Here is a 23,087-nt window from a genome sequence, read left to right as displayed (position 1 = left end):
GGGGGCGGCGGTGCTGGGGTTCTCTCAGCGGGCCGGACAGATGGCGCTGGACATACGGCCCAGGTCGACGTGTCGTCGACTCACCAAGGCAATTCCAGTTCCGAACATGGCGGAAGCGTGTCACGGGCATCTCGGGCCAGTCCACCACCTTCCAAAATGTGGACAACAATGTCCCGAGTGGTGAGACGGTGTGGTCGGCGTCACGTCGGGGGCGACCCCGGCCGTCCGCCGGACACGGCAGCGCCCGTGCTCCTATCCTGCCTGAGCCGGACAGCGGCACGGGCGAGGGGGGCACGCTCATGGGGGGACATCTGGCGTCATGGATCCCGGCGGCCGGGGCCTTCGTCCTCGGCGTCCTGCTCCTGAAGCTGAAGGACTGGTTCAAGGCCCTCGTCGACAAGGCGGCGGCCCTCCTCTACGACCGGCTCGCCGGCAGCGCCCTGCTCGCCCGCACCGCGCTGCGCCGCTACATCGTCCGCGTCCACGAGCGCCACGAGCGCTTCTCCGTCTCCTTCCGGGTCGACGACTCCCAGACCATGGACATGGCCTCGGTGTACGTGCCGCTGCGCACCGCCTCCGGCTTCGGGGCGGGCGCCGGGCAGACCGAGGCCGCCGTCTCGCTGCACGAGGCCCGCCACGCCGTGGTCCTCGGCGTCCCCGGCGCGGGCAAGACGATGCTGCTGCGCCACACCGTCCTCGCCTGGTGCCACGAGCGCTACCGTCCGCAGGATCCGCCGCGCCGCGCCTGGTACGGCCGCCGCCGCCCGCCGAGGGCCGAACCCGGCGAGCTCGTCGACGTACCGGTGCTGCTGAAGCTGCACGAGGTGAACCTGGCAGAGGGGGACCTGCGTGACCACATCGTGAAACACTTCGCGGACCATGACTTCCCGGGCGCCGGGAAGTGGACCGACCGCGCGCTCGCCGAGGGCCGCCTCGCCGTGTACTTCGACGGACTGGACGAGGTGCCGACGGCCCGGCGCAAGGAGGTCGCGGACGCGATCAGGCAGTTCACCCGCGCCCATGCCAAGTGCCGGACGGCGGTCACCTGCCGGATCGCCGTCTACCGCGGCGAGTTCACCGAGGACGCCGACCGCACCCTGCGCGTCCAGGAGTTCGACGATCGCCTGGTCCGCCGCTTCCTGCACGGCTGGCCCTGGCCCGAGCACCTGCCGGCCGACACCGTGGAGCAACTGCTCGGCGCCCTGCGCGACACCCCGCAGCTGATGCCGCTGGCCCGCAACCCGCTGCTCCTGACGATGATCGCGTACCTGTACAGCCATGTGTACGCGGGCACGGACCAGATGCTTCCGCACACCCGCGCCGACTTCTACAAGCAGGTCACGGACAGCCTCCTCGGCGACCGCCGGCGCGACGCGCGCTTCTCGCACCCGGTGAAGAAGGCCGTCCTGCAACGCCTCGCGCTGGCCGCGCAGGACGTCCCCTCCGACGTCCACGACCGTCTGGCGCTGCCGGAGCGCGAGGTGCTGACCCACGTACGGGCCGCGCTCGCGGAGCAGGGGCGCCCCGAGGAGCGGGCCCAGGAGGTCCTGGAGGAGATCGTCGAGCGCAGCGGGCTGCTGCTGGCCGTGGACAGCGGGGAGCGCTACCAGTTCGCCCACCTCACCCTCCAGGAGTACCTGGCCGCGACCCGTCTGGCGGCCGACCCCGCGGGCCTGCTCCACCGCTACCGCCGCGACCCGGCGGCGTGGCGGGAGACGGTACGGCTGTGGTGCGGGGCGGAGCCGCGCGACTGCACCGAGGTGGTCCGGGCGGTGCTCGCACAGGACGCCGTCCTGGCGTTCCAGTGCCTGGCGGACGCGCAGGTGGTGGACGAGACGCTGGCCCGGCAGATCGTGTCCCGGTTCAGACACCGGCTCGGCCGCGAGACGGGCCAGGACCGCCAGGCGGTGATCGCGGCGTTCGGCGTGGTGGCGGGGGACCGGCGGCCCCGGGGCCGGGCGGTCTTCGCGCTCCTGGTCGAGATCGCCGCCTCCGCCGGTCCGGGCCGCACGGCGGCGGTCGCGGCGCTGGCCGCCACCAATCTGCCGAGCGCGGCCGAAGAACTCGCCGGGCTGCTGCCCCGGGTCCCCGAGGCCGGATCCGCCCTGGCGGGGATGGGGGATCTGGCGGTTCCCGCGCTGCGGACCGCGGCGTTGGGGGGAAGCCCGGAGGCGCTGCGCGCCCTGTGGACGATCCGGACCCCGCGCGCGGCGGTGGCCCTCTCCGCCTCCCTGGTGGACACGACAACGGTGGACGCCGCGTACTACCTCGGCGACCTGCTGCGGGACCGCGCGATCGAGGAGGCGCTCCGGGAGACCCCGCAGCGGGTGCGCGTACCCGACTACATGTGGGTGTGGCAGCCGTTCGCGACCGGTCCCCAGGACCCGGTCGTCCGGTGCGTCAGCCTGATCGCGCGCGCGATCGTCCGGCTGGGGGCGGAGCCGCCGCCCGGGGTCGAGGTGGATCCGAGGATTCTGGTGGCGCTGAGCGTGGTGCGGTGGGGCGAGCCGTGGCCGGACCCGTCATGGGACGGACAGGAAGGACTCCGCCGCGTCACGGCGCTGAGGGAAGCCTCCGCGGTCCGGCCGGATGCGACGGATCTCCAGACCCTGCGCGCGGACGCGGCACTGCTCGCCGCCGGTCTTCCCGCCGCGCGGTCGCGGATGCTCCGCCTGCTTCCCCTCCCGCTGCGCCCGGCCGTCATCGACTTCCTCCACCGGCGATGGACGGTCCCTCCCTCCGCCTGGGAACGGGCCGGCAAGCCCGTCCAGCACCCGGATTACGTCTACAGCCGCAGCTGGCACCTGCGCCTCCTGCTCGCCCTCGTCCTCGCGGTCTCCGGCCACGCCGCCGAGCGTGCCGCCGAGGCGGCCGTGGACTGGCACCCGTGGGGGCCGGTGTGGCTGGCGTGGGCGGCCGTCCTGATCATCGTCGGGGGGTGGGGGCTCCTGCTCGCACGCCAGCTGCTGGGGCTCGTGATGGCGCCCTTCGTCTGCCTCTACGCCGCCGTCGCCTGGTCGGGTCTGTGGGGTGCCGTTCCGGCGGTATGGGTCACCGTCGCCACCGTGGCTGCCTGCACCGCGCTCGCACTGCGCGGATCCCTGCTCGCCGAACGCGCCCACGGCCCCGACCACGTCCTGCACCGCCTCATCCAGGACCACCTCGGCCCGCCCGCACCCGGCTGAGCCCGGCAGGAGAGGCCCTAGTGCGCCCCCGGCCAGGGCCCCGGCGCCGCGACCTCCTCCTGCTCCTCCACCTTGGTGTCGAACAGCCGGAAGCCGCGCCGCAGGTAGTTGTCCATCGCGTGCTCCCCGTCCAGCGAGCACGTGTGCAGCCACACCCGCTTGGTGATGTCGCGGCCCGGCCAGCGGTCGGCCAGGTCCCAGGCCCGGGCGACGCCGTACGAGAGGAGGGGCCCGCCGATCCGGCGGCCCCGGAACGCCGGGACGAGCCCGAAGTAGACGATCTCCACCGCGCCCTCGTCCTGCGCCTGGAGCTCCACGTACCCGCCCGGCGTGCCGTGCTCGTACGCCACCCACGTCTCCACACCCGGCCGGGACAGGAACTCGCGCCACGCCTCGTACGACCACGACAGGCGGTCCGTCCAGCGGATGTCGCCGCCGACCGCCGTGTAGAGGAAGCGGCTGAACTCCGGCGAGGGCACCTCGGAGCGGACGATCCGTATGCCCTCGGCGGGCTCGGCGGCGGGGCGCAGGTCGGCCGGGGACGTCTGCTCCAGGGACCAGGTGGTGACGGGGATGCTCATGCCGCCACCGAATCACGGCCATGGCTTCGCCATCAAGCGCGGGTCAGTGCGGGTGGTGGCGGGCTCCGCGCACCGCCGGGGCCGTGGAGTGCGGGAGCAGGTCGGCGGGGTGGTCGGGCCGGACCACCTCCACCTCCACGTCCTCCGCGAAGCGGTACGGCCGGTGCGCCAGCACCTCGGCCAGATGGCGCCGCAGCCGGGACATCTCCGCCCGCACCGTCACCGTACGCGTCGGGTCCTCGAAGATGTCGTCGGCCAGCTGCGCGGCCGTACGCCCCGAGCGGTGCAGGGCCAGGACGTACAGGAGCTCGGCGTGGCGCGGACTCAGCTCCTGCGCCCAGCTGCCGGCGTCCCCCGAGACCGTCACCGACGCGCGGCGCCGGCTCAGGTCCAGCACCACCCGGCGCGGCGCGTCCGCCGGACCCGCGCCGTCACCGACCACCCGCACCAGCCAGCCGCCCGGCAGCGGCTCGACCGCGCACATCCCCAGCGAGGGCAGCCAGACCCGGCCCGCCCGGAACGACTTCGGCAGCGGCAGCCGGTCCACCGGCGGCATCCCCGTCACCGCGGCCGTCCAGCCGTTGGTGTCCACCGCGAGCGCCCGGCCCCCGATCCGGCACAGCACGGGCGCGGCCACCGTCCGCAGCCGCTCCACGGCCGCCAGGTGGCGGGTGCGCAGCTCGGCCTCGGCCAGCCGGGCCACCGAGGTGACGAAGGCCAGGGTCGCCGGGTGCATCGTCGACAGCGGGCCGCTCACGTCCACCACGCCCAGCAGCCGCCCGTCGCGCGGATCGACGACCGGCGCCCCCGCGCACGTCCAGGTGTGATGGGTGGAGAGGAAGTGCTCGGCCGAGTGCACCAGCGTCGGGCGGCCGGTCACCAGCGGGGTGCCGACCCCGTTGGTCCCCACCGCCCCCTCGCTCCAGTCGGCCCCGACCTGGAAGCCGAGCGCGTCGGCGTTCCTGAGCACGGAGGCGTGGCCCTCGCGCCACAGCAGCCTGCCGTCGGCGTCGGAGACGACCATGATGTGCTGGGCCGCGTCCGCGACCGACACCAGCGCCTCCCGCAGCACCGGCAGCACCTCCCTGAGCGGCGAGGACTGCCGGCGCCGCTCCACCTCGGCCAGCGGCAGCGGCCGGACGTGCCCGGCGCCGTCCGGGTCCAGGCCGCGGCGCAGCACCCGGCGCCAGGACGCGTGGATCTCCGCGCGCGGGGCGGGTGTGGAGGGGAGTCCGGCGAGCGTGGCGGCCCGCATGCCCTTGAGCAGCCGGGTGGCCTCCCGCACGTTCATCGCCGCCAGCCGGGCCGCATCGAGGGTGGTGGTGTCCTGCACTGGGTCCTCCTGTCGGCACCCGCGTTCCGAGGGGGAGTTGAACTCGGGCGCCACGCATTCATCGTGCCCGCCCGGGCGTTCGCGCGCGGCGATATGCCGCACATGGTTGCAACCCTTTGCAACTCTCGCGAACGGCCGCGCGTGTGTACGAAGGTGGTGGAACACCGGACGTCCGGTCGTCATGGCCCGTCAGGGCGCATGAGAGTGCGGGGGTGGTGCCGTGTCGGCGCAGCACCACCCCCGACGCACGTCCCGGTCAGGGCGCCCGGGCCGCTGAGGCCTCGGGCGCCCGCTCCGCCCGCGCCGGCGCTCAGACCTCCGCGCGCGCCCGCTGGACGACCGCGCCCAGGTCGAGCGTGTGCGGCAGCGTCCCGAAGGCCGAGCCCCAGTCGCCGCCGAGGCGGGACGCGCAGAACGCGTCCGCCACCTCCGGCGGCGCCCAGCGCACCAGCAGCGACCCCTGGAGCACCAGCGCCATCCGCTCCACGACCCGGCGCGCCCGCGCCTCGACACCGTCCAGGTCCGCCAGCTCCGTCAGCAGGTCCTTGATCGCCCCGTCCAGCCGGTGGTCCGCGCCGCGCGCGCGGCCGACCTCCTGGAGGAAGGCGTCCAGGGCGTGCGGCTCGCGCTGGAGCGCCCGGAGCACGTCCAGCGCCTGGACGTTGCCCGAGCCCTCCCAGATCGAGTTGAGCGGCGACTCGCGCAGCAGCCGGGGCAGCCCGGACTCCTCCACGTATCCGTTGCCGCCCAGGCACTCCAGGGCCTCGGCGACGACCGGAGTGCAGCGCTTGGTCACCCAGTACTTGGCGGCCGGCACCGCGAGCCGCAGCAGCGCCTGCTCCTCCGGCGACCCCGTGCTCTGGACGGCGTCCTGCGCCGCCGCGAGGCGCAGCGCCAGCGTGGTCGCCGCCTCCGATTCCAGCGCCAGGTCCGCCAGGACGTTCCTCATCAGCGGCTTCTCGATCAGCACCCCGCCGAACGCGCCGCGGTGGGCCGCGTGGTGGATCGCCTGCGCCACGCCCTGGCGCATCAGCGCCGCCGAGCCGACCACGCAGTCCAGCCGGGTCGCCGCCACCATCTCGATGATCGTGCGCACCCCGCGCCCCTCCTCGCCGACCCGGCGCGCCCACGTCTCGTCGAACTCGACCTCGGCGGACGCGTTGGACCGGTTGCCCAGCTTGTCCTTGAGCCGCTGGACGCGGAACGTGTTGCGGGTGTCGTCGTCCAGCACCCGGGGCACCAGGAAGCAGGTCAGCCCGCCGGGCGCCTGGGCGAGCACCAGAAAGGCGTCGGACATCGGCGCCGAGCAGAACCACTTGTGCCCGGTCAGCAGATACTCGCCGCCGTCCCCCAGCGGCCTCGCCCGGGTGGTGTTGGCCCGGACGTCGCTGCCGCCCTGCTTCTCCGTCATGCCCATCCCGAAGAGCACCCCGGCCTTGTCGGCGGGCGGGCGCAGCCCCTCCTCGTACACATGGGAGGTGAGCCGGGGCTCCCACTCGGCGGCCAGCGCCGGGTCGGCCCGCAGCGCGGGCACCGCCGCGTGCGTCATCGACAGCGGGCACCCGTGGCCCGCCTCGGCCTGCGTCCAGACCAGGAACCCGGCGGCGCGCCGCACATGGCCCCCGGGCCGCCCCCAGGCGTCCGTCAGGCCCGCCCCGACGGCGTGTCCGAGCAGCCGGTGCCAGCTCGGGTGGAAGTCGACCTCGTCGATCCGGTTGCCGTAGCGGTCGTGGGTGCGCAGCTTGGGCGGGTTCTCGTTCGCCAGGACGCCCCACCCCTGCGCCTGGGAGGACCCGGCGGTGCGCCCGAGGCCGCTGAGCTCCTCGCGCGCCTCCGCGGCGAGATCGGGCGCCAGATGCCGTTCCACCCCCTCGGCAAGAGCGCGGTCGGACAAGAAGACGTCGTATCCCACCAGGGGCGGAGCCTGGTTGGTCACTGTGTGGGTGGTGGCTGCCATGCCGATACGGTAAGGAGGTGCAGCCAGCAAATGAAACACCCGAGCGGCCAGCGGGCCGACTCCACCGGGCCCCGAGCCGACTCCACCGGGCCCGTGTCCTCTACCGCAACGTGTCGAAGCGGAAGATGGCCTGGCTGCTTCTGAAGGACACCGTCAACTCGTGCATCGAGTACCGCATCCTGGGCCTGGCGGCCGAGGCGGCGTTCTTCACCCTGCTCTCGCTGCCCCCGCTGCTGCTCAGCCTGATCGCGCTGCTCGGCTACGTCGACGGCTGGACCAACACGCACACCGTCGACACCATCAGCAAGAACATCCTCACCGCCGCCCAGTCGGTCCTCTCCGACCGGGGCGTCCACGACTTCGCCGAGCCGCTGCTGGCCGACGTCACCAAGGGGAAACGGCCGGAAATCGTCTCCCTCGGCTTTGCCTTCGCCCTCTGGTCGGGCTCCCGGGCCGTCAACGTCTTCATCGACACCATCACCGTGATGTACGGGCTCGACGGCCGCCGGGGCATCGTGCGCACCCGGCTGCTCTCCCTGCTGCTCTACGTCGTGGCCCTGCTCATCGGGGCGGTGGTGCTGCCGCTGGCGGTGGTCGGCCCGGACCGGGTGGTCGAGCTGGTCCCGTGGGGAACGGACGTCATCAGCGTCCTGTACTGGCCGGTGATGATCCTCCTTTCGGTGGCATTTCTGACCACCCTCTTCCACGTGTCGGTACCGGTCCGCTCGCCGTGGATCGAGGACGTGCCGGGCGCGCTGGTCGCCCTGGCGATGTGGGTGATCGGCTCGTTCCTGCTGCGGATCTACCTCACCAGCACGGTCGAGGGCCCCACGATCTACGGGTCGCTGGCCGCGCCCGTCGCCGTCCTGCTGTGGATCGGCGTGTCGGCCTTCGCGGTCCTGGTGGGCGCGGCCGTGAACGCCGCGATCGACCGCGTCTGGCCCTCGGTCGCCACGGCCGCCGCCCGTGCCGCCAACGAGCGGGTCAAGGCGGCCCAGGCCGCCGAGATCGTGGCCCGCGCGGCCCAGGCCCGGGCCGCCTACCAGGGCGACCCGGAGGACTACGACCCCGCGGACTTCGACCCGGCCGACACCGGGATGCCCGCGGAGTACCCGGAGCGCTGGTCGCGCTTCCTGCCGCCGGACCACGTGAAGGCCCGGCTGCACGGGACGCGCGACGGGCACGGCAAGGACAGGCACTAGCGCCGGGCTCCGGCCGCCCCCGGCCGCGTTAGCCTCGAAGACATGTACCGAGAGCGCGCCTCGCGGCTTGCCGGAGCGGTCGTCTGGGCGCGCACCATGGAGGCGGGAGCCGTCCGGCCCGTCCTGCCGGACGGCTGCATGGACCTGCTGTGGTGCGAGGGAAGACTGCTCGTCGCCGGTCCCGACACGCACGCGTACGTACCGGACGCGCCGGCCGGGGCCCGGTTCGCGGGCGTGCGGTTCGCGCCCGGCGCGGGGCCCGCGGCTCTCGGCGTCCCGGCGCACGAAATGCGCGACCGGCGCGTGGACCTCGACGCGCTCTGGCCGGGCGGTGACGTGCGCCGCCTCACCGAGCGGATCGCCGAGGCACCGGACCCGGCCGTCGCCCTGGAGAACGCCGCGCTGGCCCGCGCCGGGGAGCCGGACCCGCTGATGCGGGCGGTGGCCGAACGGCTCGCGGCGGGCGCCACGGTCGCCGCGACGGCCGAGGCGGTCGGACTGGGCACCCGCGGCCTGCACCGCCGCTCGCTGGCCGCCTTCGGCTACGGCCCCAAGACCCTCGCGCGCGTGCTGCGCCTGCAACGCGCCCTCGCCCTGGTCCTGGAGGGCGTGCCGTACGCCGAGGCCGCGCTCGCCGCCGGCTGCGCCGACCAGGCCCACCTCGCCCGCGAGACGCGCGACCTGGCCGGCACCACCCTCACCGGCTACGCCGAGGCGGCGAAGAGCGAGACGCCGACCCCGTCCGGGTCGTGGAGCGTCGCGTAGCGCTGGCCCCAGAAGGCGTCGAAGGGCTTGAGGTGGCCGGAGTACCCGGCCGCCACCAGCTCCTCGTACAGCCGGTCCACCGCCTCCGGCCCGTCGCAGACGAAGGCGAGGTCCGCCCGGCCGCCGCCCTGCGGACGGGTCCACCCCGGGTCGAAGGAGCGCACCACCTCCTCGGTGTCCCACAGGATGCGGGTGCCGCCCGGGAGCGTGTGCTCCACATGCGGTTCGGTGTCGGCCGCGGCCGGGATGTCCAGGCCCAGACGGCGGTAGAAGGCGAGCGAGGCGGCCATGTCGGAGACGACCAGGCCGATGGAGTCGAATCGTGCGTTCATGGCGTCAACGTAGGACGCGGCAGGGGCGCCGGTCTTGAAGGAAACGGACACCCGCGCCCAGGTGTGCTCCGCCTGCGGGGGCCGTCCCGGGCCGCGTAGGTTGGGCGCATGGCTGCCGCCGATCAAGCTACCCGGTCCCCGTCCGGCCGTCCGGCCGTACGTCCCCCGCGCCCGGACACCGTCCGGCTGGCCCTGGTGGGGGTGCTTCTCGCGCTCGCCTGCGGCGCGGTCCAGCTGGCCACCGGCGCCTGGCGGCTGCCGCTGGGCTGGGACGAGACGGTGTACGTCAGCCAGGTCGACCCCCGGGTCCCCGACGCCTTCTTCAGCGAGCCCCGGGCCCGCGGAGTGAGCTGGCTCGCCGCGCCCGCCGCCCAGCTGACCGGCTCGGTGCCGGTACTGCGCGCCTGGATGCTGCTGCTCGCGGCCACCGGTCTGACCCTCGCCTTCCGCCCCTGGCTGACCCTGGTGGGCCGCCGCGTCGTCCTGCTCGCCGCCGTGCTCTTCGGCGGTCTGTGGGTGGTGCAGTTCTACGCGGGCGAGGTCATGCCCAACCTGTACGTGGCCTACGGCGCGCTCGCCGGGGCGGGCTGGTTCCTGCACGCCGTGGCGGACCGGGAGCGGCGGCGCGGACCGCTGTGCGCGGTGGCGCTGAGCGTGGCGTTCACGGCTCTGGTGCGCCCCTACGACGGCGGCTATCTGGCGCTCGCCCTGCTCGCGGCGGTCCTCGCGGTGCCCGCCGGGCGGCGGATGCGGCCCGCCCTCGCGGTCCTGGGCGGTCTGGCCGCCGGTGTGCTGCCCTGGGTCGTCGAGGCGTATCTGCGCTTCGGCGGCCTCCTGGAGCGGGTGCACGGGGCGGGCGAGGCGCAGGGCGGCCTCAGCCTGCACAACGCGCTCGGCATGAACCTGATGACCCTCAACGGCCCGCTGCTCTGCCGCCCCTGCACCTCCGGCTGGCCCAACCCCCATCAGAGCGCGGTGTGGTGGCTGGCGCTCCCCCTGCTCACCGCCCTCGGCGTGCTCTGCGCGACCAGGGCCGGGCGGGGGCGCCCGGCGCTGCTGGCGGTGTGGTGCGCGGCGGCGCTCGGCGTGCCGTACCTCTTCGGCATCGGCTACGCGGCCCCCCGCTTCCTGATCCCCGCGTACGCGCTGCTCGCCCTGGTCGTCGCCGAGTGCGCGGCCGGGGCGGTGGCGGCGGCGCGCGGGCGGTGGCGGACCGTCGCGGTGGCGGCCGTCGCGGTCTGCGTGGGGCTCCAGCTCTGGGGCCAGTACGGGATCCTGGACCGGCGCACCGCACGCCAGCAGGCGCTGCGCTCGGACGACGAGTGGCTGGTGGCCCGGCTCGGGGAGTACGGCATCCGCCCGCCCTGCACCATCGTCGGCGACCAGTCCCAGCCGCAGGCCTTCTACGGCGGCTGCTCCTCCCACGCCAGCGACCGCCGCGACCGGACGGCGACGGTGCCGGGCATCGTGGCGGCCGCCCGGCGCACCCCGCTCGCCCTCGTCCAGTCGGCGCCCAACCCGCCCGCCTACGCCCGCTCCTGGCCCGGACGCAAGGTGGTCACGCCCCGGACCGGGACGGTCTGGTACGTCTTCCTGGCCCCCGCCCCGCCGACCTCCCCGCAGACCGCCCCGCGAGCGGCCGGCGGGCGTGGATAAATGAGTTGGCCGGGCCCGGGGCCCGGCGTTATGGTGACTGCGTTCCGTGCGGCGGCCGTTGGCCGATCCGTATGACCCTGCGACTGAACCGGGAGGTGTGACCGATGGCTGTCTTGGCGATGGGCGCTGCCCTCATCCAGAAGTGCGTCAATTCCACTCCCGTGGCCGCCGGCTGAACCCAACGCACCGCCGGGGCCACCCTTGTGAAGGGTCCCCCCTTGTCCTCCTCTTCTGCTTCGCAGCAGTCGCACACCTCCCTGTCCTCGCACGCCCTGGCCCCCTACGGCTGGGACGACGCCTGGGCCGCCGCTTTCGCCTCCTACGCCGACCGGGGCCTGCTGCCCGGCCGGGTCGTCCGCGTCGACCGGGGTCAGTGCGACCTCGTCACCGCCGACGGTCCGCTGCGCGCCGACACCGCCTTCGTCACCCCGCACGACCCGATGCGGGTCATCTGCACCGGTGACTGGGCCGCCGTCGACCCCGGCGGCGATCCCCGGTTCGTCCGCGCGTATCTGCCGCGCCGCACCGCCTTCATCCGCAACACCTCCTCCAACCGGTCCGAGGGACAGATCCTCGCGGCCAACGTGGACCACGCGATCATCGCGGTCTCGCTCGCCGCCGAGCTGGACCTCGGGCGGATCGAGCGGTTCCTGGCCCTGGCGTGGGAGTCGGGCGCGCAGCCGCTCGTCGTCCTCACCAAGGCCGACCTGGTGCCCGACCCGGTCGGGCTCTCCTATCTGGTCCGGGACGTGGAGACCGCCGCGCCCGGCGTCCAGGTCCTGCCCGTCAGCTCCACGGCCGGCGACGGCGTCGAGGTGCTGCGGGCGGTCGTCTCGGACGGCACCAGCGTGCTGCTCGGCCAGTCCGGCGCGGGCAAGTCCACCCTCGCCAACGCGCTGCTCGGCGCGGACGTGATGGAGGTGCGGGCCACCCGGGACGTCGACAACAAGGGCCGGCACACCACCACCACCCGCAATCTGCTCGCCCTGCCCGGCGGCGGTGTCCTCATCGACACCCCGGGGCTGCGCGGGGTGGGCCTGTGGGACGCCGAGACCGGCGTCGCCCAGGTCTTCGCGGAGATCGAGGCGCTGGCGGGGGAGTGCCGCTTCCACGACTGCGCCCACGAGGCGGAGCCGGGGTGCGCGGTGCTCGCGGCGATCGATGACGGCTCGCTGCCCGAGCGGCGCCTGGAGAGCTACCGCAAGCTGATCCGCGAGAACCAGCGGATCGTCGCCAAGACGGACGTGCGCCTGCGCAACGAGCTCCGCCGCGACTGGCGGCTGCGGTCCGCCGAGGGCCGGGCGAACTACGCCGCCAAGCGGGGCCGCGTGCGCTGACGCCCCTAAGGCGGGACGCGGACAGGGCGTCGTCCGCCGACCGCGCCGGGTCGCCCGCGCGGTTCCCCGCCCCCCGGAGCAGTCCGGGGCGCGGGGGAACCGCGCGCTCGGCCCCAACGGCCCGCGGACGACCCCCGGGCTCGCAGCGCCGTGTCCGATTCCCGCCAGTCCCCGGCCCCCTCCGCGCGCACACTGGACAGGTGACGACGTACGTGGAGAGCGACACGAGGACGCCCGACGAGGCACACGCGGCCGACGAGACCCGGTACGAGGCCGTCAGCAGCCGGGACGCCCGCTTCGACGGCGTGTTCTTCTTCGCCGTGACCACCACCGGCATCTACTGCCGCCCCAGCTGCCCGGCCGTCACCCCCAAGCGCGCGAACGTCCGCTTCTTCCCGACCGCGGCCGCCGCCCAGGGCCACGGCTTCCGCGCCTGCCGCCGCTGCCGGCCCGACGCGGTGCCCGGCTCCGCCGAGTGGAACGTCCGCGCCGACGTCGTGGGCCGCGCCGTCCGCCTGATCGGGGACGGCGTGGTGGACCGCGAGGGCGTGCCCGGCCTCGCGGCCCGCCTCGGCTACAGCACCCGGCAGGTCCAGCGCCAGCTCACCGCCGAACTCGGCGCGGGCCCGGTCGCCCTCGCCCGGGCCCAGCGCGCCCACACCGCCCGGGTGCTGCTCCAGACCACCGGGCTGCCGGTCACCGACATCGCCTTCGCGGCCGGGTTCGCCAGCGTGCGCCAGTTCAACGACACCATCCGGCAGATCTACGCCCGTACCCCCAGCGCCCTGCGCGAGGAGTCCGCAGCCCGCGCCGGGTCCGGCCCGGCCGCCTTCGCCGCCGGCATCCCGCTGCGCCTGGCCCATCGCGGCCCGTACGCCACCGGCCCGGTCTTCGACCTGCTCGCCGAGGAGGCCGTGGCCGGGGCGGAGGAGATGACCGGCGAGCCGGGGGCGCGCACCTACCGCCGCACCTTGCGGCTGCCGTACGGCACCGGCATCGTGGCCGTCGACGAGGCGCGCCCGCGCCGGGGCGGCTGGCTTCAGGCCCGCATCCACCTCACCGACCCGCGCGACCTCACCACCGCCGTCCAGCGCCTGCGCCGCCTCTTCGACCTGGACGCCGACCCGTACGCGGTGGACGAGCGCCTCGCCGCCGACCCCCGCCTCGCCCCGCTGGTCGCGGCCCGGCCCGGGATCCGTTCGCCGGGGGCCGCCGACCCGGACGAGTACGCGGTACGGGCCCTGGTGGGCCGGGGCGTGGCTCCGGAGCTCATCGAGGCGTACGGGAAGCGGCTCGACGTGCCGTGCGGCTCGCTCACGCACCTCTTCCCCGAACCCGCGGCCCTCGCCGCGCACCCCGACCCGGCCCTCGCGGGCCTCGCCGCCGCGCTCGCGGACGGCAGGCTGCGCCTGGACGCGGGAGCCGACCGCGCGGAGGCCGTACGGATCCTGCGCACCCTGCCCGGCCTCGACGCCCGCACGATCGCGCTGATCCGCACACGGGCGCTGGGCGAGCCGGACGTGGGGTTCGACGACGGGACGGGGAGCGCGCACGGCGCCGACGAACCGTGGCGGCCCTGGCGCTCGTACGCCCGTCAGCACCTGCGCGCGGCCGGGGTGTCCGACTGCGTCGCGTAGGCGCGCAGGTCGCGACGGGCGCGGACGGCGTCGGCCGACGGGCGCGGGGCGGGCCCGTCTGGGAACGTCGGAACATGATCCGTCTCGCCCGTCTGCCCCTGGAGCGGTGGTCGGCGTTCGTGCCCGCGCTCGCCCTGGTGCTGCTCGCGCTCACCTGGGGGCGCTCGCTCCCCTCGGCCCTGGTCGCGCTGGTGGCCTGCTTCCTGGCGGGCGCGGTGCTGGCGGCGGTGCACCACGCCGAGGTCGTGGCGCACCGGGTGGGGGAGCCGTTCGGCTCGCTGGTGCTCGCGGTCGCGGTGACCGTCATCGAGGTCGCGCTGATCGTCACCCTGATGTCGGACGGCGGCGACAAGAGCGCCACGCTCGCCCGCGACACCGTCTTCGCCGCCGTGATGATCACCTGCAACGGCATCCTCGGGGTCTGCCTCCTCATCGGCGCCCTGCGCAGCAGACTCGCCGTGTTCCACCCCGAGGGCACCGGCGCCGCCTTCGCCACGGTGACCACGCTCGCGGGGCTCAGCCTGGTGCTGCCGACCTTCACCACCAGCAAGCCGGGCCCGCAGTTCTCCCCGGCCCAGCTCGTCTTCGCCGCCCTCGCCTCGGTGGCGCTGTACGGGCTGTTCGTCGCCACCCAGACCGTCCGCCACCGCGACTACTTCCTGCCGGTCACCCAGCGGGGCGAGGTGCTGGAGGAGGAGCACGCCGATCCGCCGTCCGCCCGTACCGCCCTGATCAGCGTCGGGCTGCTCGCGGTGGCCCTGATCGCGGTCGTGGGCCTGGCCAAGGGCGTCTCGCCGACCATCGAGCGCGGGGTGGCCGCCGCCGGGCTGCCCGCCTCCGTCGTCGGTGTGGTCATCGCCCTGCTCGTGCTGCTGCCCGAGACCATCGCCGCCTCCCGGGCCGCCGCCCGCGACCGGGTGCAGACCAGCCTCAACCTGGCGCTCGGCTCCGCCATGGCGAGCATCGGGCTGACCATCCCGGCGGTCGCGCTCGCGTCGGTCTGGCTCTCGGGACCGCTGGTGCTCGGCCTCGGCGCCAGCCACATGGTGCTGCTCGCGCTCACCGTCGGCGTGGGCATCCTCACCGTCGTCCCGGGCCGCGCGACCCCCATGCAGGCCGGGGTCCACCTGGCGCTCTTCGCCGGCTATCTGGTGCTCGCGGTCAGCCCCTGAGACGGGCGGCCGGAGCGTGGCCGCTACTCCCCGTCCAGGCCCCAACTGTGGATCGTGCCGGGGTGGATGCGGATCAGCTCCTCGCTGAAGTGCGGGCCCAACGCGTGCGGCCCGGTGAGCAGTTCGGCCTCGCCCCGGACCTCCACGCCCCGCACCCGCCACGGCCGTACGCTCACCACGTCGTCGACGACCAGCGCCAGCCGGGGGTTCACCAGCAGGTTGCGCCACTTCTTGGTGGTGCCGAGCGCGTACCCGCCGATCAGGATCGTGCCGTCGTCCTGCGGGAAGAACCCGACCGGGTTCGCCTGCGGCTGACCCTTGGGGTCGACGGTCGCCAGCCGGCCCAGCCGCTGGGTCTTCAGATACGCGCGCTCGGCCGCGCTGAATTCGGTCATGCCCCAGCGTCACACGCGGGGCCGCCGGAGGTCATCGGCTCCCGGAACCAGGGTGTCCGGGTCGCGGGACCCCGCGTCCACGACCCGTTCAGGCCCAGATCACCACGCCCGCCCAGGCCCCCACCACCAGCAGGCACGCCAGGAGTTCCACCAGGACCGAGTACCCGCCGGACCGCAGCACCGTGCGGGCCGACGACCACCCCGCCCCGTGGCTGCCGAGCCGCACCCGTTCCGCCCCGTACAGACCGGCGAGGAAGCCCGCGACCCCGCCGACGACCGGCAGCAGGAAGAACCCGGCGATCGCCGCGAGACCCGCGGTGAGCAGGGAGCGGCGGGGCGCGCCCGCCGCCTTGAGGCGCCTGGGCGGCATCCTCAGCTTGAGCGCCTGGGCGAGCAGCAGCAGGCCCGTCGCCCCGGCGAGCACCGCCCAGGCGTGCCGCCGGTGTCGGTGAGCGCCCACCACGCCACGGCGGCCCAGACGATCGCCGGCCCGGGCGCCCCGGGCACCAGCACGCCGAACAGGCCGAGGAGCATCACCAGGCCCATCACCAGGAGCAGCCATACGCCCACCTGTTCAGCGTGCAACACCACGGACGTCCGTGCAGGCCGGGGGAGGGGTGTACGTCCTTCCTCGCGCCGGACGCGACCCGCCGCTACCGGGCCACCCAGCCGCGCTCGTAGGCGTGCCAGCCCAGCTGGAGCCGGGTGGTGACGCCGGTCAGCTCCATCAGGCCCTTCACCCGGCGCTGGACGGTCCGCAGCCCCAGGCCGAGCTGCTTGGCCACGCTGGCGTCGGTCATCCCGGCCAGCAGCAGCGACAGGATCTCCAGATCGGTGGCGTCGGGCCCGGACGCCTCCTCCCGGACCGCCGAACCCGCGAGCCGCAGGGGCAGGGCGTCCCGCCACACCGCCTCGAAGAGACCCATCAGCGACTCCAGCAGGCCGCTGGCGTGCACCACCAGGGCGGCGGGCTCGGCGTCCCGGCCGGTCAGCGGCACCATCGCCAGGCTGCGGTCGGCCACCATCAGCTTGGTGGGCACCCGCTCGACCGTACGCACCTGCTCCTCGCGCCCGAGTGCCGCGGTGACCTCGGTGATCCCGGTCGGCAGCGCGAGCATCTCGCGCTCGATGACCACCCGGTAGGCGACGCCCCGGGCCGTCGCCCGCTCCTCGGACTCGTTGTCCACGCCGGTCACCGCGACCGGATGGCCGGTGACCAGCGCGCACACCTCGTCGGTCGCGCCGAGCTGGAGCTGGTGGAAGCGGTGGGCGACCGCGGAGGCGCCGGTCACCACCTCCACCAGGTCGTGGACGGCGGGCTGGGCCGCCTCGGCCCGGTACTCCTCGGCCAGCACCGCCGCCGCCAGCTCCGCCCGCTCCAGCTCGTGGCGCTGCTGGGTGAGCAGGGCGCCGAGCGCGACACCGGGCGGGGCCGCCACCCACCGCCCGGTCCGTGCCGAGGACTGGGCGGCCAGGCCCTGGCGCTCCAGGCGCCGCAGCGCCCGTTCCGTGTCCGGCTCCGGCAGCGCCAGCCGGTGCGCCAGGTCCGCGACCTCGGCCGCGCCCAGCGCCACCAGCGTCCGGTACGCCGACTCCTGCGTCTCGTCCAGGCCTATCGCTCCGAGCACCCTCGTCCGCCCCTCTCACGGCCGCGTCCACGTGTGGCGGGAAACGGCCACGGCGTGAACCCGCCTCACAACATCGTCCCCGCACCTTCCGTCGCTCTGCCAAGCTGGCGCAACCGCAGGACCAACAGCCGTCGGCAACAGGGCATTTGCGCGCTTTGCGTGCGGAGTGCTTTGTTCCGTATTCCTCCGCGGAGAGCGATGCGCCCGTTATGGCGTACGACTCCCGGAGCGGCGACCGCGACCGTCCTGTGAAGGGGCGGGCGGTCGGTGGGCTGCCCCGCGCAGAGCTTCGCCGGGCGGCCCTCTCGTGGGGGGAAGGGCCGCCCGGCGGAGGCGCGTCGACTCGTGCCCCCGTACGGGGTGCGGAATTGTGTGCTGACCACTTTTACCCGTTCCACGGTTTTCGTGCGGCCCGCGCGGTGGACAATAGGGGCATGAGTCAGCAGGGGGAGAGGCGCACCTCGGACGACGACTGGTGGACTCGCCTGTACGACGAGCCCGCCCCTGACAGCGCGCCCGCGACCGCGGGCGACACCCTGGACGACCGCTTCAAGTCCGTTGCCCGGGCGGTGAGTCCGCCCGTACCGGACCCCCGGTCGCCGCAGGACGGTTCCGAGCCGTGCGCGTCGCGCGTGCCGGAGCGGCCCGCCGCGCGGGACGCGCACGACCCCGCCGGCCCCGCGCCCGACCCGGCGGAGCCGGCCCCCGCCCCCAACGGGCCACCGCCCAGGGCCCCGTGGCAGCCGCCCGGCGGCACGGCGCCGCCCGGCTCCCGCCGCACGGCCGGGTGGTGGGAGCCCGCCGACTCCCTTCCTCCCCTGGCCCCGCCCCCACCCGGGTACGAGCCCGCCGTCCCCCCGCCGCCACCCGGACCGACGGCCGGCGAGAGCCCGGGCGAGCCGCCGCCACCGCCTCCACCCGATCCGCCCGCCGCCGAGGCCCCGGCCGGGCCGCCACCGCCGCCCCCACCCGATCCGCCCGCTTCCGAGACCCCGGCCGGGCCACCGCCGCCCCCACCCGATCCGCCCGCCGCCGAGGCCGCGGCCGGGCCGCCCCTGGCGCCGCCCGATCCGCCCGCCCCCGCCCCCGTCGCCGCCCCGCCCGAGGCTCCGCCCCAGCCGACCGCGCCTCCCGCGCCCCGGGTGCGTGTCGGTCATGTGGGGGACCGGCCGCCCACCTACGACGCCGAACCCACCGCGCTGCCGGCCGCACGGCCCGACGGCCTCGGTGAGCTGGTCGCGGACACGGTCCTGGACGGCGCCCGGTACGGCGCGTATGTCCTGCGCGCCGCCTCCGTACGCGGCGACTCCGCCCGCTACCGGGGCGAACCCCGGCGCGACGCCCTGCTCACCGCCCGGTTCGGCAACGGCGAGGACGCGCTGGTCCTGGTCGCCGTCGCCAGCGGGACGCGCACCTTCGAGGGCGCGCACCTCGCCGCCGCCGACGCCTGCCGCTGGATCGGCGGCGCCATCGGGCGCAGCCACGCCCGGCTCGCCGCCGACATCAGGGCCGGGCGCCGGGGCGACCTCAAGTCGGGACTGCACCGGCTCACCGACCGCAGCTACGGCCGGCTGCGCGCCCGCGCCGCCGAACTGGGCGCGGAGCCCGAGGAGTACACGGCGGGCCTGCGCTGTCTGCTGCTCTCCGCCGACCCCGGCTGCCGCACCCGGGTCTTCTTCGGGGTCGGTCCCGGCGGCCTGTTCCGGCTGCGCGGGGGAGTCTGGCAGGACATCGAGCCCGCCGCGCCCGAGCCGGGCGAGATCAGCGGCGCACCCGTCGTCGGCTTCGGCTCGCCGCCCTCGGAGACCGCCGAGGGCGACCGGCTCACCATGGACCTGCACACCGTGGAGCCCGCCCGCCCGTACATCGACCCGCCGCCCCCGCCCGCCGAACCCTTCCGCTTCCGCGCCTCCGTCGCCCGCCCGGGTGACACCCTGCTGCTGTGCGGCGGGGGACTGGCCGAGCCGCTGCGGGGCGAGCCCGCGCTCGCGAAGGAGCTGGCCGAGCGGTGGACCGGCCAGGAGCCGCCGGGGCTCGCCGCGTTCCTCGCCGACGTCCAGCTCAGAGTGAAGGGGTACGCCGACGACCGTACGGCGGTCGCCGTCTGGGAGGCGTGAGACGGCGGCCCGTGGATGAATGGGAGCCATGGCCAAACAGAACGTGGCAGAGCAGTTCGTGGACATCCTCGCCCGCGCGGGGGTGCGGCGGATGTACGGCGTCGTCGGCGACAGCCTCAACCCCGTCGTCGACGCCATCCGCCGCACCCCCGGCATCGACTGGATCCAGGTCCGCCACGAGGAGGTCGCCGCCTTCGCGGCCGGCGCCGAGGCCCAGCTCACCGGCACCCTCGCGGCCTGCGCCGGCTCCTGCGGCCCGGGCAACCTCCATCTGATCAACGGCCTCTACGACGCCCACCGCTCGATGGCCCCGGTCCTCGCCCTCGCCTCCCAGATCCCCTCCTCCGAGATCGGCCTCGGCTTCTTCCAGGAGACCCACCCCGACCACCTGTTCCAGGAGTGCTCGCACTACTGCGAACTCATCTCCAGCCCGAAGCAGATGCCCCGGCTGCTCCAGACGGCCATCCAGCACGCCATCGGCCGGGGCGGCGTCAGCGTCGTCGCGCTGCCGGGCGACGTGGCCTCGGAGCCCGCCCCGGAGAAGGCCGTCGAGCACGCGCTGGTCACCGCGCTGCCGTCGGTGCGCCCCGGCGACGCGGAGATCGACAAGCTCGTACGGCTGGTGGACGGGGCCAAACGGGTGACGCTCTTCTGCGGCAGCGGCACCGCGGGCGCCCACGCCGAGGTCATGGCGTTCGCCGAACGCGTCAAGGCCCCCGTCGGCCACGCCCTGCGCGGCAAGGAGTGGATCCAGTACGACAACCCGTACGACGTCGGCATGAGCGGACTCCTCGGATACGGCGCCGCCTACGAGGCCACCCACGAGTGCGATCTGCTGATCCTGATCGGCACGGACTTCCCGTACAACGCGTTCCTGCCCGACGACGTCAAGATCGTGCAGATCGACGTCCGGCCCGAGCGGCTGGGGCGGCGCTCCCAGCTCGCCCTCGGGGTGTGGGGCGACGCCAAGGAGACGCTGCGCTGCCTGACCCCGCGCGTGCGGGAGAAGACCGACCGGCGCTTCCTCGACAAGATGCTGAAGAAGCACGCCGACGCGCTGGAGGGCGTCGTCAAGGCGTACACCCGCAAGGTGGACAAGCATGTGCCGATCCACCCCGAGTACGTGGCCTCGGTCCTCGACGAACTCGCCGACGACGACGCGGTGTTCACCGTCGACACCGGGATGTGCAACGTCTGGGCCGCCCGCTACCTCTCGCCCAACGGCAGGCGCCGCGTGATCGGCTCGTTCAGCCACGGTTCGATGGCGAACGCGCTGCCGCAGGCGATCGGCGCCCAGTTCACCGACCGCCGCCGCCAGGTGATCTCGATGTCCGGCGACGGCGGGTTCTCGATGCTGATGGGCGACTTCCTGACCCTGGTCCAGTACGACCTGCCGGTGAAGATCGTGCTCTTCGACAACTCCTCGCTCGGCATGGTGGAGCTGGAGATGCTGGTGGCGGGGCTGCCGTCGTACGGAACGGCCAACCACAACCCCGACTTCGCGGCCATCGCCCGCGCGGCCGGTGCCTACGGCGTACGGGTCGAGAAGCCCAAGCAGCTCGCGGGGGCCCTCAAGGACGCCTTCCGGCACAAGGGGCCCGCCCTGGTCGACGTAATCACCGACCCCAACGCGCTCTCCATCCCGCCGAAGATCAGCGCCGAGATGGTGACCGGGTTCGCGCTCTCCGCCGGCAAGATCGTGCTGGACGGCGGAGTCGGCCGGATGCTCCAGATGGCCCGTTCCAATCTGCGCAACGTGCCCCGGCCGTAGGCCCGTAAGGCAGGTGTCCACCCGGCGGCCCGGCGATGGGGCGATGCGCCCTGGTCGGCGCGTCTGCCCGCCGGACGGCCGTACGGCGTGCGGGACCGCGGGTGTCGACCGCTCCCCACACGGGAATCGAGGGCGGGCGGCCCCCTTCGCCCTGTGAGTCGCCTGTGGGTAAGGGGCGCTGCCTTGGAGCACCCTCCTCAGCCGTGACCCGGCCGCATCCGGACCCCGGCCGCGGAACCGCTCCCGGGGTGTATCCCGTCGGTTGTTGCGGAATCACCATGCGTGACGGGGGGTCACCGGGGCATGCATCCCGTGAGGGTGTTCGAGACGGAAAGGGACGTGACGACGTGCGGGTGGGGGCTATGACAGAGCGTCAGGGAGGGGGCGGGCCCGAGACGAGCGGGACGTTCCGCGCCACGGGGGCGCGTGCGCTGCTCCAGGGGCAGCTTCGGCACAGGGTGGGGCGGTCGGACCTCACGGCGGTGGCCGAAGTGCGGCGCGCGCTGCGGGAGTTGCTGGGGCACTGGAAGCACAGCGGGCCGGTCGAGGTGGCCGAACTGCTCACCTGCGAGCTGGTGACCAACGCGCTCATACACACCGACCAGGGAGCCGTGGTGACGGCCACGGTGGCTCCGGCGGGGCTGCGCGTCGAGGTGCACGACTTCACCCCGGAACTCCCCGCACCGTACGTACCGTCCGCCGACGACGGTACGCACGGCCGGGGCCTGCTCCTCGTGCAGGCGCTCGCGGACGCCTGGGGCGTGCGCGCGCACGAGGCGGGCAAGGTGGTCTGGTTCGAGCTCGGCAACGGGACGGCCTGAGACCGCTCCCGCCACCGGCGTCCGGCTGGGCCCACGGGCCGCGCTCAGCCGAACTGCTGCTCCAGATCCTTGAGCTTGCGCTCCAGATGGTCCAGGCGCGGAAGCGTCTGGGTGTCGTCCTCGGCTGTGAGGTCGACGGTGCGGGACGCCGCCGTGGACTCAGCGTCCATGACGGCCTGAAGGGAGGGCCGGTTGCGAAGGGGCAGCTGTCCCGGCTCTGGTATGGCGGGCTCCGCGACAGCCTTCGGCTGCCCGGAGCCCGCGCCCGCGGCCATGGACGGGACATCGACCTGGCGGCCGCCCGGCCGCACCCGGCCCATGTTCCGGCCCTGCCGGCTCAGCGCCTTCAGATGGGCCCGCTCCAGCTTCTCCTGCTCGCGCCGCCGGAGCCGGTTCTGCTCCTTGGCGCGCCGGTCCTCGCGTACCTCCTCGACCGCCTCGTCCAGCGTCCGCACCCCTTCGAGGAGCATCAGCGACCAGGCGCCGAAGGTCTCCCTCGGGGCCCGCAGCCACCGGACGATCCGGATCTGCGGCAGCGGGCGGGGCACCAGGCCCTGCTCGCGCAGCGCCGCCCGGCGGGTCTGCTTCAGCGCGCGGTCGAAGAGCACCGCCGCCGAGAGCGACATCCCCGCGAAGAACTGCGGGGCGCCCGCGTGGGCCATGCCGCGCGGCGCGTGCACCCAGTTGAACCAGGCCGCCGCGCCCGCGAACGTCCACACCAGCAGCCGTGAGCCGAGTGCCGCGTCGCCGTGGCTGGCCTCGCGCACCGCCAGCACCGAGCAGAACATGGCGGCACCGTCGAGGCCGAACGGGACGAGGTACTCCCAGCCGTCCGTCAGGCTGAGGTTCTGCCGGCCGAAGCCGACCAGACCGTGGAAGGAGAGCGCGGCGGCGACGGCCGCGCAGCAGAACAGCAGCACATAGGAGGCGGTGCCGTAGACGGCTTCCTTGCGGCGCCGGCGCTCCTCACTGCGTTCCCAGCTGTCGTCGCCGGACGCGCTCTCACCCGCGCGCCTGCCACGCGTGAGGACGACCAACGCCACGACGACCCCCACGATCATCACGCCGCCCGGAAGCAGCCAGTCCAGAGATATGTCGGTCAGTCGCATGCGGTGTCCCTTGAATCACGTAAGGCGTTCCGGGCGCCATAGTGCTCCTGCCGCGCGCGGCCGCAGGCGTTTTCGGGGGAAGAGGCCGC

General features: G+C 74.6%; 18 protein-coding genes and 1 pseudogene. 10 read left to right on the top strand and 9 right to left on the bottom strand.

The features are described from left to right. Window positions 1-24: 24 nt before the first annotated feature. Window positions 25-108, bottom strand: a complete 84-nt coding sequence (locus AC069K_RS18580; protein WP_351804716.1) for a putative leader peptide — start codon at window positions 106-108, stop codon at window positions 25-27. Between the two features lie 191 nt (window positions 109-299). Between AC069K_RS18580 and AC069K_RS18575 the strand changes: the two genes are divergently transcribed. After that, window positions 300-3,185, top strand: coding sequence for an NACHT domain-containing protein (locus tag AC069K_RS18575; protein ID WP_478617438.1), 2,886 nt, complete (start codon window positions 300-302; stop codon window positions 3,183-3,185). A 17-nt stretch (window positions 3,186-3,202) separates the two neighbouring features. Here AC069K_RS18575 and AC069K_RS18570 read toward each other — a convergent pair whose 3' ends face one another. The 3 genes from AC069K_RS18570 to AC069K_RS18560 all read right to left on the bottom strand — a co-directional run bounded on the left by AC069K_RS18570 (window position 3,203) and on the right by AC069K_RS18560 (window position 7,056). Beyond that, window positions 3,203-3,766 (bottom strand): GNAT family N-acetyltransferase, encoded by a 564-nt coding sequence (locus AC069K_RS18570; RefSeq protein WP_478617435.1) that lies wholly within the window; start codon window positions 3,764-3,766, stop codon window positions 3,203-3,205. 43 nt (window positions 3,767-3,809) lie between these two features. Continuing rightward, window positions 3,810-5,057, bottom strand: coding sequence for a GAF domain-containing protein (locus AC069K_RS18565; RefSeq protein ID WP_358990184.1), 1,248 nt, complete (start codon window positions 5,055-5,057; stop codon window positions 3,810-3,812). 352 nt (window positions 5,058-5,409) lie between these two features. Continuing rightward, window positions 5,410-7,056 (bottom strand): acyl-CoA dehydrogenase family protein, encoded by a 1,647-nt coding sequence (locus tag AC069K_RS18560; protein ID WP_365103015.1) that lies wholly within the window; start codon window positions 7,054-7,056, stop codon window positions 5,410-5,412. A gap of 17 nt (window positions 7,057-7,073) precedes the next feature. Between AC069K_RS18560 and AC069K_RS18555 the strand changes: the two genes are divergently transcribed. Next, a complete protein-coding gene (locus AC069K_RS18555; RefSeq protein ID WP_478617432.1) occupies window positions 7,074-8,258 on the top strand; it encodes a YihY/virulence factor BrkB family protein in 1,185 nt (394 codons plus the stop codon). Between the two features lie 42 nt (window positions 8,259-8,300). Beyond that, a complete protein-coding gene (locus AC069K_RS18550) occupies window positions 8,301-9,023 on the top strand; it encodes a DUF6597 domain-containing transcriptional factor (RefSeq protein ID WP_478617429.1) in 723 nt (240 codons plus the stop codon). Here the strand turns inward: AC069K_RS18550 and AC069K_RS18545 are convergent. Continuing rightward, entirely contained in the window at window positions 8,963-9,355 is a 393-nt protein-coding gene (locus tag AC069K_RS18545) for a VOC family protein (RefSeq protein ID WP_365103008.1), read from the bottom strand. The two genes, AC069K_RS18550 and AC069K_RS18545, sit on opposite strands and share 61 nt — an antisense overlap. Before the next feature lie 108 nt (window positions 9,356-9,463). On the opposite strand from AC069K_RS18545, the gene AC069K_RS18540 reads away from it, so the two are divergent. The 4 genes from AC069K_RS18540 to AC069K_RS18525 all read left to right on the top strand — a co-directional run bounded on the left by AC069K_RS18540 (window position 9,464) and on the right by AC069K_RS18525 (window position 15,157). Further along, a complete protein-coding gene (locus AC069K_RS18540) occupies window positions 9,464-11,011 on the top strand; it encodes a hypothetical protein (protein WP_478617425.1) in 1,548 nt (515 codons plus the stop codon). 218 nt (window positions 11,012-11,229) lie between these two features. Further along, complete coding sequence (gene rsgA, locus AC069K_RS18535) at window positions 11,230-12,348, top strand: ribosome small subunit-dependent GTPase A (protein ID WP_365103002.1); 1,119 nt, start codon at window positions 11,230-11,232, stop codon at window positions 12,346-12,348. Between the two features lie 200 nt (window positions 12,349-12,548). Next, a complete protein-coding gene (locus AC069K_RS18530) occupies window positions 12,549-13,985 on the top strand; it encodes a DNA-3-methyladenine glycosylase 2 family protein (RefSeq protein WP_478617422.1) in 1,437 nt (478 codons plus the stop codon). Between the two features lie 74 nt (window positions 13,986-14,059). Further along, window positions 14,060-15,157 carry a calcium:cation antiporter gene (locus AC069K_RS18525; RefSeq protein WP_365102994.1) on the top strand — a complete coding sequence of 366 codons (1,098 nt, stop codon included), beginning with the start codon at window positions 14,060-14,062 and terminating at the stop codon, window positions 15,155-15,157. Between the two features lie 23 nt (window positions 15,158-15,180). On the opposite strand, the gene AC069K_RS18520 is transcribed toward AC069K_RS18525, so the two are convergent. From AC069K_RS18520 to AC069K_RS18510, 3 genes and pseudogenes are all read right to left on the bottom strand, one after another. Continuing rightward, entirely contained in the window at window positions 15,181-15,552 is a 372-nt protein-coding gene (locus AC069K_RS18520; protein WP_358835588.1) for a PPOX class F420-dependent oxidoreductase, read from the bottom strand. 88 nt (window positions 15,553-15,640) lie between these two features. Beyond that, window positions 15,641-16,122: pseudogene (locus tag AC069K_RS18515) on the bottom strand (DUF456 domain-containing protein). A gap of 83 nt (window positions 16,123-16,205) precedes the next feature. Continuing rightward, window positions 16,206-17,180: a helix-turn-helix domain-containing protein gene (locus tag AC069K_RS18510; protein ID WP_365102989.1), complete on the bottom strand. Its 975-nt coding sequence runs from the start codon at window positions 17,178-17,180 to the stop codon at window positions 16,206-16,208. A 434-nt stretch (window positions 17,181-17,614) separates the two neighbouring features. On the opposite strand from AC069K_RS18510, the gene AC069K_RS18505 reads away from it, so the two are divergent. From AC069K_RS18505 to AC069K_RS18495, 3 genes are all read left to right on the top strand, one after another. Next, a complete protein-coding gene (locus tag AC069K_RS18505; RefSeq protein WP_478617416.1) occupies window positions 17,615-19,297 on the top strand; it encodes a protein phosphatase 2C domain-containing protein in 1,683 nt (560 codons plus the stop codon). A 28-nt stretch (window positions 19,298-19,325) separates the two neighbouring features. Further along, a complete protein-coding gene (locus tag AC069K_RS18500) occupies window positions 19,326-21,068 on the top strand; it encodes a pyruvate dehydrogenase (protein ID WP_478617413.1) in 1,743 nt (580 codons plus the stop codon). Between the two features lie 362 nt (window positions 21,069-21,430). Beyond that, the gene (locus AC069K_RS18495) at window positions 21,431-21,889 is read left to right on the top strand and encodes an ATP-binding protein (protein WP_365102980.1); all 459 of its coding nucleotides are present in this window, start codon (window positions 21,431-21,433) and stop codon (window positions 21,887-21,889) included. A gap of 44 nt (window positions 21,890-21,933) precedes the next feature. Here AC069K_RS18495 and AC069K_RS18490 read toward each other — a convergent pair whose 3' ends face one another. Then, complete coding sequence (locus AC069K_RS18490) at window positions 21,934-22,998, bottom strand: DUF2637 domain-containing protein (protein WP_358835583.1); 1,065 nt, start codon at window positions 22,996-22,998, stop codon at window positions 21,934-21,936. Between the last annotated feature and the right edge of the window lie 89 nt (window positions 22,999-23,087).

It is taken from the genome of Streptomyces sp. NPDC043908 (genome assembly GCF_056435525.1).
Note: the sequence above shows the minus strand (reverse complement) of the source record. Positions and strands in the feature narration are given on the sequence as shown.